The sequence below is a fragment of the Photobacterium piscicola genome (genome assembly GCF_900166965.1).
Classification (GTDB): Bacteria; Pseudomonadota; Gammaproteobacteria; order Enterobacterales; family Vibrionaceae; genus Photobacterium; species Photobacterium piscicola.
This window is the reverse complement of the sequence record NZ_FUZI01000001.1, coordinates 577,742-588,973: the sequence shown is the minus strand read 5'-3', so window position 1 is coordinate 588,973 and position 11,232 is coordinate 577,742. Positions and strand designations below refer to the sequence as shown.

Annotated in this window: 10 protein-coding genes, 1 pseudogene and 1 CRISPR repeat array; of the genes and pseudogenes, 2 read left to right on the top strand and 9 right to left on the bottom strand. The window is 35.8% G+C overall.

The genetic code is table 11. The annotated features are described in order from the left end of the window. Positions 1 to 61 precede the first annotated feature (61 nt). Positions 62 to 809: a CRISPR direct-repeat array (repeat unit 28 nt; unit sequence GTTCACTGCCGTACAGGCAGCTTAGAAA). A gap of 24 nt (positions 810 to 833) precedes the next feature. Together CZ809_RS02675 and CZ809_RS02670 are read right to left on the bottom strand one after the other, a co-directional pair. Further along, positions 834 to 1,451 (bottom strand): annotated as a pseudogene (locus CZ809_RS02675) (regulatory protein RecX); the annotation flags it as partial. Between the two features lie 194 nt (positions 1,452 to 1,645). After that, positions 1,646 to 1,900, bottom strand: coding sequence for a hypothetical protein (locus tag CZ809_RS02670; protein WP_080155883.1), 255 nt, complete (start codon positions 1,898 to 1,900; stop codon positions 1,646 to 1,648). 406 nt (positions 1,901 to 2,306) lie between these two features. Here CZ809_RS02670 and CZ809_RS02665 point away from each other — a divergent pair, with 406 nt between their 5' ends. Next, entirely contained in the window at positions 2,307 to 2,537 is a 231-nt protein-coding gene (locus CZ809_RS02665; RefSeq protein ID WP_144396159.1) for a PAS factor family protein, read from the top strand. A gap of 201 nt (positions 2,538 to 2,738) precedes the next feature. Here CZ809_RS02665 and CZ809_RS02660 read toward each other — a convergent pair whose 3' ends face one another. After that, positions 2,739 to 3,149, bottom strand: a complete 411-nt coding sequence (locus CZ809_RS02660) for a hypothetical protein (RefSeq protein WP_080155881.1) — start codon at positions 3,147 to 3,149, stop codon at positions 2,739 to 2,741. 205 nt (positions 3,150 to 3,354) lie between these two features. On the opposite strand from CZ809_RS02660, the gene panB reads away from it, so the two are divergent. Beyond that, positions 3,355 to 4,146, top strand: a complete 792-nt coding sequence (gene panB, locus CZ809_RS02655) for a 3-methyl-2-oxobutanoate hydroxymethyltransferase (protein WP_080155880.1) — start codon at positions 3,355 to 3,357, stop codon at positions 4,144 to 4,146. Positions 4,147 to 4,197: 51 nt separating this feature from the next. On the opposite strand, the gene CZ809_RS02650 is transcribed toward panB, so the two are convergent. From CZ809_RS02650 to CZ809_RS02625, 6 genes are all read right to left on the bottom strand, one after another. Continuing rightward, a complete protein-coding gene (locus tag CZ809_RS02650; RefSeq protein WP_080155879.1) occupies positions 4,198 to 5,121 on the bottom strand; it encodes an arginase family protein in 924 nt (307 codons plus the stop codon). 185 nt (positions 5,122 to 5,306) lie between these two features. Continuing rightward, the gene (locus CZ809_RS02645; protein ID WP_080155878.1) at positions 5,307 to 5,924 is read right to left on the bottom strand and encodes an HAD family hydrolase; all 618 of its coding nucleotides are present in this window, start codon (positions 5,922 to 5,924) and stop codon (positions 5,307 to 5,309) included. A 167-nt stretch (positions 5,925 to 6,091) separates the two neighbouring features. Further along, positions 6,092 to 7,099, bottom strand: a complete 1,008-nt coding sequence (locus tag CZ809_RS02640; RefSeq protein WP_080155877.1) for a transposase — start codon at positions 7,097 to 7,099, stop codon at positions 6,092 to 6,094. Between the two features lie 178 nt (positions 7,100 to 7,277). Continuing rightward, the gene (locus CZ809_RS02635; RefSeq protein WP_080155876.1) at positions 7,278 to 8,807 is read right to left on the bottom strand and encodes a cytochrome c peroxidase; all 1,530 of its coding nucleotides are present in this window, start codon (positions 8,805 to 8,807) and stop codon (positions 7,278 to 7,280) included. A gap of 311 nt (positions 8,808 to 9,118) precedes the next feature. Beyond that, on the bottom strand, positions 9,119 to 10,510 hold the full coding sequence (locus CZ809_RS02630) for a sensor histidine kinase (RefSeq protein WP_080155875.1): 1,392 nt from the start codon (positions 10,508 to 10,510) through the stop codon (positions 9,119 to 9,121). A gap of 16 nt (positions 10,511 to 10,526) precedes the next feature. Then, positions 10,527 to 11,192, bottom strand: coding sequence for a response regulator transcription factor (locus CZ809_RS02625; protein WP_080155874.1), 666 nt, complete (start codon positions 11,190 to 11,192; stop codon positions 10,527 to 10,529). Positions 11,193 to 11,232: the final 40 nt, after the last annotated feature.

Here is an 11,232-nt window from a genome sequence, read left to right as displayed (position 1 = left end):
TATTTGGTGGGAATTTACTGTTTAGCTTCTATAAGCAATCACTTATACTAATTAAGCTTCAGTTCACTGCCGTACAGGCAGCTTAGAAACTGGTTTGCTTCCACTGTAATTTCAGGCCGACGTTCACTGCCGTACAGGCAGCTTAGAAATAATCCAGCTCCGAATCGTGAATTATTAGCTTGTTCACTGCCGTACAGGCAGCTTAGAAACGGCGGTCAACAGTTGCCGATCAATGCTGCTGGTTCACTGCCGTACAGGCAGCTTAGAAAGCCTTTCCTGCTATTTGGTTTTTGAAGCCTTCGTTCACTGCCGTACAGGCAGCTTAGAAACGTGTTTATTCGCGGGCTCTTTCTGCACACCTGTTCACTGCCGTACAGGCAGCTTAGAAAACCGCTTAATACCACCGTCATATTGGCTTGGGGTTCACTGCCGTACAGGCAGCTTAGAAAAGATTCTATAAATGCTCTACCAGATGATAGATGTTCACTGCCGTACAGGCAGCTTAGAAAGTATGAATTGGGGAATGTATCACATAAAAAAGGTTCACTGCCGTACAGGCAGCTTAGAAAAATGACAAAGCCGAGCTTAATTTGTGGCTAGAGTTCACTGCCGTACAGGCAGCTTAGAAAATACGTATTTTGCACACTGATAATCATCACCGGTTCACTGCCGTACAGGCAGCTTAGAAAATTTTCCAATAGCGCCGCTCGTCTCTAAAATCGCTCACTGCCGTACCGGCAGCTTAGAAAATCATGGCATTGACAGAAGTTAAGCTTAGGTTGTTCACTGCCGTACAGGCAGTTTTAATTACTTACTGCAGCCATTGCTTCTTTGATTTCATCTGAGTTATAACCCTTTGATGACAAATACGCATAGGCTTTACTTTTGTCTTTAAAATTCGATAAATCAAACCTTTTTTTTGCTAGTACAAGTTGGCAATTTTCATAAAAATCGACCTCACCCGCTTCCTCTAAATCATAGAAGACTTGCTCAAGATTAGTAATATCAACATGTTTCATTTTAAGCTCTTGCTTAATCACTGTTTTTCCTTTGAGCTTTCTCACCAATTTCAATACTTCGGTTTCAAGATCCGCATTCATGCCTTTGATTTTAGCTTTAGTTAATAGCGTATCGGCAGCATCATGTTCAGCAATCGCTCTTGAAATATCTTGAAAACTGTACCCTCGCTTAGTGAGATCGTTGGTTATTTTCTCTTTGGTGGTTTGACTAAAATCATCATAACTATCTAAACGACTTTTGATCATATCAAGTTCAGACACTTGTTTTTTCTCCATAATCTCAATTAATGCTTCTTCAATGATGATTGCAGGAATACCTTTACCTTTTAATTTCTGTTTAATGTACTGTTGTCCATGTTCATTAGAGAAAGCCATCTCACTAAAGTGCAGTGCAAATTGAAGATCTTCTTTTACATAACCGAAATCTTTCATTTGTTGCAACACAGTCTCAATCCAATCTTGTTGCTCTGTTTTGGCCTCTAATTTTTTTCGTAGTTCATACTCGGTATGATCACGTAAATTGAGATGATAAATCGCACTGTTAATCACATTCTGGATAGTTTTTGCTGGATACGGTTTTTTCATATGATTAACCCTTATTGATAATAAAAATTCGAATGAAAATATTATTTAAACACAGCTGATCGTCGAATCGTTGCTCGAACTGTAATCGCGGTTAAGCCAATATAGTAAATAGCAATGATTACAGCGGGTAACGCATCACGATCAAATACTGAATGAACAGCAAAAATGCAGTAACTGATAATAATGGCAGGAATAATAAATACACTATTATTACGAGGATAAAGATTTAAGATCAAAAATAGCTGATGAACGCCCGCTAACACCAACGGTAACGTTATCATTAAAAACCATAACATAGTCAATTCCTTTGAAGCAAAAGTACCTTTAGTTCGCCATTGTATACTGATAATGAAAGAAGCTAACTATTATGCTTCGTTCTTTTTTGATTAAAATAGCAGACATTAAGCCTCCACTTTTAGACATCATTAAACCTTAACCGTCAATAAAGACGCATATGGCTAAAAATCATCAAGACTTTAATAACTTACACTCGAAAATTTCAAATCATGAACTAAGATAATGAAGTAACGCGCTACGTTATTTAAATAAAATGAATACTGCATAGGAATGGATGTGCGAAATAATCACTTTAATATATCAGTTGCGTACATCCTTATGCGTTATGTGACTAATATCCCAGATATTTAGTCGATATAACGTAACTATAAACGACTAAGTAATTAAGGAGTTACTATGAATAATATCGCTAATCTTATTTATGACACTTTGGTCGATCTATCAAACAATGCACCAGAACAACATGCAAAAATCCGTCAAAATTTATACGACCAATTAGATCTACCATTAAACAAGCAACGCGACTTATATTCAAATGCACTTGGACCTGCAAGCTCAGGAATGCTAGAAAATAATACTGATTTTAACAACACAGTTAATATCGCTATTAAAGCGCTTGAGACACCTGAAAAATAAATTAACGAAGATTAATAACAATATAAAAAAGTAATCACTATTTAGTTGAGGAAACAAAGCTCTCAGATAAAAACAATATCATTGTATGGTATTGTTCAAACGTATCAACTACATACGGAAACGCCCAAGGTTATTAGCCTTAGGCGTTTCTTCTTACGAACATCAAACTTTACAGTGTCACATACGAAGTCGTATAAAACATTATGCTATTGGTTTTAATACTTTAGTTTGTGCTAAAAACACCCACAAGAAAAATATCATAAACACAAAATCATTAGCACCATAGATACTATAAAATATACCGGCAAATAAATCTTGATCATAAACAGCACTCAGATCATGACCTTTAAACCAACAGATCCACGATATTACATAGACTAATTTTTCAATAACAAATGCTCCTGCCAACCACTTTAGATTAGATGTTATTGATGCCGCACCTAAATATGCCAATCCCCAGATAACAATCATTAACAACCCAAAATTGGACATAACAACAGGGTCAAAATCATTAATAACTGAATTAGTAAATAAACGAGAAAAAATTAACACACCACCGATATTCATCATGGCTGCAGCGATAAATCCCAATTTAACTATTTTATCTTTCATATATTACTTTAGTAAAAATAAACGCGTATTTATTTATATCTCGATACTTAATTTCACTTTGACAAATATTATACATATCGAATAAAAACAAGATGGATAACACATTTTAAGCTGTCACATAACAAATGTGGTCTGTCTTAATTGAAATATATACACACATTAAGACATGTTAGCATCATTTTTTTACCACAAAAAAGAATGACTAATGAAAAAAATCACCATTTCAGATTTAAATAATTGGAAAGTATTAGGTAAAAAATTTGCAGCAATCACCGCTTATGATGCAAGTTTTTCAAAGGTCTTTGATTCACAAAACATACCAGTATTGGTTGTCGGAGACTCCCTTGGTTCCGTTATACAAGGAAAACCCACAACACTCGATGTCAGTGTTGATGATTTGGTTTACCACACACAATGCGTGAGAGCAGGAAGCCCAAATGCATTTATTATTTCAGATTTACCTTTTATGAGTTATCACACGCCTAATACAGCATGCGAATCAGCCGCCAAGCTAATGAAAGCGGGAGCTAATATGATAAAAGTTGAAGGCGGTAGTTGGTTAATCGATACTGTTAAAATATTAACAGAACGGGCAGTACCAATTTGTGCACACTTAGGCTTAATGCCACAAGCTGTTAATATATATGGTGGATATAAAGTTCAGGGAAAAACAGAAGCACAAGCCACAGAAATAATGGAAAATGCTCAACAGTTACAACAAGCAGGTGTTCAGGTGTTAGTTCTAGAATGCGTACCCGCTAAATTAGCCCAACAAATTACACTTGAACTCAATATTCCAGTAATTGGTATTGGTGCAGGTAAAGATACCGATGGCCAAGTTTTAGTTATGCACGATATCTTAGGTGTATCAGCTAATTATATTCCACGTTTTTCAAGGAATTTCCTCGCAGAAACAGGTTCAATTGAAGCGGCTGTAACAAAATATCGCGAAGAAGTGGAACAACAAACGTTCCCTGATGACAAACACAGTTTCTAAAATAAACAATTTAAAACCGATTAACCATATCGGTTTTATTTATTGAATCTATTACGATCGAAATCCCCATACAGCATCAATAAGTTTTACCATTAATTCTTTAGATATTCCATTATCATCAAGCTCTGGCATATACTCAACAAAATCAGCACCAATAAATTTAGGGCTAGAAGCAAGCATATAAACAAGACGCAATGCTTCTCTCGCGGTTAAACCACCTACATTTGGAGTTGCACAGGCTCGAAAGATGCAACCATCTAACGCATCATAATCAAATGATAAATAAATATGGTCGTAGTCTTGTTCCAATGTTGTCATTAAGCTTTTTATAACATTATTAAATCCATGTTCCTCAATAAATGCCATATCATAATTAGTAATATTCAATTCATTTATTAAATCGAACTCATTTCGCATAACATCTCTAATACCAATGTAATAAACATCCTGAGGATTAATTGCAATATCAGCAGGCATATTCCATTCATTATATGGGTATTGATTCATTAATAATGCCAGCGGTTTTCCATGCAAATTACTGTCTAAGCTATTATTGATATCAGCATGTGCATCAACCCAAACAACAGCAACCTTTTTACCTTTCCCTTTTTGGAAAAATTCCATCGTTGCTTGTAATGTTCCAACCGCAATAGAATGATCGCCACCAATTGTAATTGGAATGCGGTTATTCTGATAACTCTTTAACAACGTTGATTTCAGACTATTTGTATAATTCAATAATGCGTTGTCTTTATCGCCATGATCAATGAAATGTTTAACATCAGACGTTACCGCAACATCACCAATATCGATGATATCTGAGGCCCAACGTTGTGTTCTGACTTGAATCCAATCAGTAAGCCCGACCCATGATCCCTCATCCATTTCACGAAGACCATCAACCGTATTTTTATCCGTCGTTACACACCCTAATTGGTTAAAGGGAGCACCAATAATATCAAAACCTTTTTTCATCCGTACTCCCTATCGTTAATTACATCCATGTCGCTACATCACTATACTATAGAGATGACTATAGTGGACAGCCATATAAATTAGCACCTAAAAATCAACGCTAACCTCTCGTTTAACCATCGATAATCTCGTACTTTTCTCATTGGACAGCCAAATCTTTTTATTTTGATATAAACCTCAGTTGACTAAAAAGAAACCCCCAACGATTTTAATTCGCACTCACATTGTATTGAATCTTTAAATTGAATAGCAGAAAAACCTAATGTTCTAGCACCTTCAACATTAGGTGACATATCATCAATAAATACAGATTCAGATGCCTGAAGATTATATTTATTAAGTAAACAATGAAATATTGCTACCTGCGGCTTTAAGCATCCCACTTCAGCAGACACAATCGCACCATCAAACATTGGCCAAAAATCATATTGTTTTTTAAGATAATCAACAATTTCAACAACATTATCAGTCAAAGCATAAATATTGTAGCCAGCTAGTTTTACCCTATTAATCAACTCAACAGAGCCAAATAAAAGAATTTGACTTTGCTTTATATAATAAAATAACCGTTCAATATCCTCTTTAGAATACTTAAGCTGCTCTTGATATCTTATTTTAGCTTCTGATTCAGTCAATTCGCCTTTATTCAGCGCTGCCCATAACTCACTATGAAAAATAGTTTTTGTTAATTGTTCTGGGTATTCTATTTCACCAAAAGTTAGCTTAATAATTTCAAGTGGATTCCAACGTACAACTACATTTCCAATATCAAACACTATATTTTTAATGTTATTAGTCGTCATTATTCACCTCCTCTATATAACAATAATTAAACACAATTTATTTAAAATAATACTTGAAGTTAATATTTTAAAATGAGAAATACTCGACAATAATTTAAAACAGGATCGACAACACCCACAATCCTGGCTGTGATCGCGGTATCATTATCTAATAAAGATAAACACATCTAACTTGGATGTAACTGGTGGCTTGCTGATTTTCCCTTGCACCACTGCCCACCAACGCGTTGTTTGAAGGCACACATTTGAGACCATTTACCACTCACGTTGGCATAATGTTCCATAAATTGTTCACTATGCTCAAGCCAAGCATCTGATGTTATACCCATTTTCTGCAAAATTCTTGGTTGGTTGGGTGCAATAAACCCTTTTTTATCATTTCGAATAAATCGACCCGTCCAATCAATAAGCTCAAGATAATCGGCAAAAGTGACATTAACACCCACTTTTTTAGCTTGATGTTCACCACCAACAAAAGGTAATAATTGAAAACGAGAGATATCTGATGATGATTGTTGTGTCGATGTTTTCGTTTGGTGATGTTCACGAATACGTTGCTGAATAGAGGTAAAATCTGATTGTTCTAATGACGGTGTAACGCCAGCCCTGATCGGGTTTAAATCTACGTACATCATGCAAGATAATAATGCCTGTTCGTCTAACAACGCTTGAGATTTAAAACGTCCTTCCCAAAATGCACCTTTGCATTGATCTTCTTTATTGGCTTTTCGCGCGATTTCTTCATTAAGACAACGCATAAACCAACTAATACTGCCTAATCGTTGTTGCCATTCAGCCACTAAATTTGATAATGCTTGTTGTTTATCTGCGGCTATTTGCCCATCTTTTAAAAAATCAACCGCGATAGGATGGCCGCTAAATAACTGTAACCAACGTGATATTACTTCTTCTGGGGTTAATTTTTGTTGCTGCTCAATATCTATTTTTAGCACTAAATGATAATGGTTACTCATAACGGCATAAGCACAAATATCAATACAAAATACAGCTGCTAATTGTTTGATTTTATTTACTATCCAACCACGACGATGTTGATAGTTTTTACCGTTATACGGATCATCCCCACACAGATAAGCACGACGCACACAGCGATTAATTACATGATAAAAAGGGGTAATTTGAGGCTCTATCAATTTTCGTCTTGAAATTGTCATTCGTTTCACCATAAGCAACTTGAAGCTTAAGTGTAGTCACTCATTATTGATGTGCAAGAATATCAAGAATATGGCTGTCCACTGTTTTTTATATTTATGGTGGCGTAAAAGCCTAATATTTTAAGTCCGAAAGCAAAAAAGCCGCCATATAACGTGGCGGCTATTATCAATATTAATTTTAGTTAAGCGGCATTTCAGTAGGCAATTTACGTCCTGTCACTTGTTTCCAAACTTGATCTTTCGCACTATTACACACTTGCTGACCATTCACATCATGGCAATTAAGGTTAGTTAACATTTTACCCTGATATTCACCTGTTAACGTTTTCAGATAAGCAACCATCGCTTTGGTGTCTTTTGGTGTAAAATCAGTATTACACTGATACTTCGCCATTGCATTAACCGCTTCAGATAATGTCGCTGCGCGACCACCAGAGAAATAAGGCCCAGTTATTGCTATATTACGTAAATTAGGCACTTTAAAATAATGCATTTGCTTTTCATTATGAGTAACTAAATAGCGCCCTTTATCACCCTCAATATGCTTACCCTTAAGGTTACCAAAGAAGCTACTATAAACACCCATTTTCTCGTATGATTGCCCGCCCATACTTTGACCTACGTGACAAGTTTGACAGCCTGTTTTTAAGAATAATTTAAAACCTTCAATTTCTTCAGGTGATAATGCACTTAAATTACCTTCTAAGTATTGGTCAAAACGGCTATTAGGCGTGATCAATGTTTTCTCATACTCAGCAATCGCATTGGTGATATTTGCCCCTGTCATACCGTCTTTATACGAGGCATCAAATAATTTAACTAACTGAGGATCTTGCTTAAGTTTAGCTATAATATTGCCCCAATTTTTTGATCCCATTTCAACGGGATTAAAAATAGGGCCAGCCGCTTGAGCAGCCAAATCTGCGGCACGACCATTCCAGAACTGACTCATATTAAATGCAGAATCATAAACGGTTGGCGCATTCATAGGATCATTAAGATTATTAATACCTAAACTGGTTGGTAAGTTATCGGTACCACCAGTATGGATAGAATGGCAACTTGAACATGCATACTTATTATTAGCTGATAAGTGGATGTTATTGTAAAGCGATAACCCTAATGCAACTTTCGCTGGATCTGTTTTAAATACGGTATGAATTGGTTGAATAGCCAAATTCTTAAACTGTGGTGCTGCAGTTGGGTTTGGATAATATTGTTGACGTTGGTGTTTGATCCAATCTAACAGCAACTGTCGATCAGCACTGTTGAGGTATGCTGATGGCCAGTGTATAGCTAAATATTTAGGAATTGGCATTGAGTTATTGTTAAGAACAAACTCTAATTTAGCAAGCGCGACTTGATTTACTGCTTGATGTTGCTCAACTGCCTGTACAACAGGAGCAAGTTCAAACGATTGATTAGCTTTATCAATATCTGCTTGCATCGTTTGTTTCGCACCTGGCAATTTAGCATAAAAAGGCAATGGGCTATTGATCGTATGGCAATCTGCACAGCCTTTTTCAGCTAATAATCGCATCGCTTGTGCGGATAGATCATCAATATTATGTAATGATAAAGCATCTAAGCGTTTATTCGCTAAAGTGACATCTTCTTTATGCACAGCGTATACAATTACACCATAGCCAACGATACCTAATGCTACTGCACTCACAATTGCTTTTTTTATATATTTCTTATTAATCATGATATTACTCTTTTGAAAACTTCCGCCAGCAATATATACCTATGCAGAATAATCAAAATAACTAAATCACAAAAAAAACAAATACCTTGATTTAAATCAATATCATGTATCAGAATATTTTGTGTTGTTAATGAAAAATACACATCATAAAAACACAAAAATAATCATTATCTATTCTTTTTTAAAAAGCAGTGCATTAATTAATCACTTAATCGACAAAATAGATTAATAACTATATAACCAATCTACAAAAACTAAACTATAAATTTCATCTTTACATTCAATAAGTAATAATTATTCAAATGATATTCTTATTTATTCATTACTGGTAATAACAATTGAATTATCAAGCCATGAGGGTGACGATTCTTCGCCTTCACGGTTCCATTCATTACCGTCATTGCTTCTTTAACAATCGCTAAACCGAGCCCATAACCTCCTGATTGTTTATCTCGAGCACCTTCAATACGAGTAAATGGATCAAAGATCCGTTTAAGATGTTGTGGTGCTATACCATGACCATCATCTTCGACACTCAATTGTACAAATTGCAGCCCTTCGATATCCACCAGCGCTAAGTTAAGACTAATATGCGCATTTTTCCCCGCATATTTAATCGCATTTCCTAATAAGTTACTGATAGCTCGAACTATCAACCGACTGTCACCTCGTACCATCGGTATATCATTATCAATACCAATAGTTAATATCTGTTGTGCCCCTAATAGAGCCTCAATATCGGGCACAGTGGTTAAACATAAACTCTCAACATCAATTGGAATCAAGTGCGCATTATCGGTGGTATTTTGAAGCTGATTAAATTCTAAAATTTCATTGACCAATTGATTCATCTCTTCAGCTTCACGCTCTAATCTATCAACAAGATGTTGATGTTCAGACGCAACCCGTTTTCTCATTAAATGTAATGATAAGTTATGCCGAGCTAATGGAGTACGTAGTTCATGTGATACATCACGAATTAGGCGGCGTTGACGTTCTGATAGCATCTGAATCTTTTCGGCCATTTCATCAAAATCAGCAGCAAGTGATTTAAATTCAATGGTGCTATCACTCACTGTATTGGCTACCCTTACAGAAAAATCACCACTCGCAAGGCTACGGCTCGCCTCTCGCAAAGTATTTAATGGACGCTGTAAATAACGAGCAATAAGAAATGAAAACATCAAAAGAATTAATGCGGCAATCACGACCTGAATTAATCCAAAATAAAATGAAAAATATTTGGCAGGATGTAATTGATACGGTAATTGCACCATTAGCTGATTGCCATCTTTTAGAGGGATCGCAAATATAGGCTGATTAACACGAGAATCTAAAATAGCATTAATTCCACGGGCATAAGTCAGTTTGAAAGCAAAATGAGGGTGCATTTTTCTATCCCCCATTTCATGTTGATCTTTATCTAACACAAATAAGTAATAAGGTTGTTGCTTTTCCCATTGACCCAGTTGTTGTTTATTACCTGTATCAATTAACTGCTGGGCTTGCTCTGCCATTACTCGTATATTTTGCTGCACTTTCATTGGTACGTGCAGCATTGTTTTAACTAAGGCAATTTCAGCTAAATTTTGCAACAGTAATATTAATAATAAACTCACCGTAAAATACGAAAAAAGTCGTACAACCAAGCCATGTTGTTGATGCGGTTTATACCACGTTTTACGCTGGGAAAGGCTTTCCACTTAATGATCCTTTAATTTACTGGTTAACACTTTCGGTATAACTATAACCTCGGCCACGCACGGTCTTAATATGTAACTTAGACATACCCGCTAATACAATTTTACGGCGTATATTACTTATATGCATATCAAGATTACGGTCAAATGGACTTAATTCTTTTTTAAGCACTTGTTTTTGTAATTCGGCCTTTGATACCACAATCCCATCATGCTTGATTAAATACTCTAATAATTCCGCTTCTGTGCTAGTTAATGGTAAACGTGACATTTCTGCTGCCATATTTTCTTCACCAGAGCGAATATTATGACGCTGACGTTCAAGCCCTACACGCCGTAAAATAGCACTAATACGCGTCAATAATTCAGGTACTTTAAACGGTTTAGTAATGAAATGATCTGCCCCTGCTTGTAAACCATCAAGCATGGTTGCTTCATCACCTAATGCGGTTAACATCAAAATAGGGGTCGCAAACCGCTGACAAATACGACGCGCAACTTGCATTCCATCAAGATTAGGTAACATCACATCCAATAGAACTAAGTCGACGCCTTTATTTTGTAGATACTCAATTGCTGACTCACCACAATGAACACAACTGACATCATGACCTTCATCTTCTAGCACTTCAGTCAGCAATTCACACAACTGTATATCATCATCAACAACTAATATTTTTGACACAATAAATCATCCAAAAGAAAAACATCAGCATAGTAATATG

Bases quoted from the DNA above. Each gene is read 5' to 3' on its own strand.
- CZ809_RS02670 (WP_080155883.1), bottom strand. From the start codon at position 1,900: ATGTTATGGTTTTTAATGATAACGTTACCGTTGGTGTTAGCGGGCGTT.
- CZ809_RS02660 (WP_080155881.1), bottom strand. From the start codon at position 3,149: ATGAAAGATAAAATAGTTAAATTGGGATTTATCGCTGCAGCCATGATG.
- panB (WP_080155880.1), top strand. From the start codon at position 3,355: ATGAAAAAAATCACCATTTCAGATTTAAATAATTGGAAAGTATTAGGT.
- CZ809_RS02650 (WP_080155879.1), bottom strand. From the start codon at position 5,121: ATGAAAAAAGGTTTTGATATTATTGGTGCTCCCTTTAACCAATTAGGG.
- CZ809_RS02645 (WP_080155878.1), bottom strand. From the start codon at position 5,924: ATGACGACTAATAACATTAAAAATATAGTGTTTGATATTGGAAATGTA.
- CZ809_RS02640 (WP_080155877.1), bottom strand. From the start codon at position 7,099: ATGACAATTTCAAGACGAAAATTGATAGAGCCTCAAATTACCCCTTTT.
- CZ809_RS02635 (WP_080155876.1), bottom strand. From the start codon at position 8,807: ATGATTAATAAGAAATATATAAAAAAAGCAATTGTGAGTGCAGTAGCA.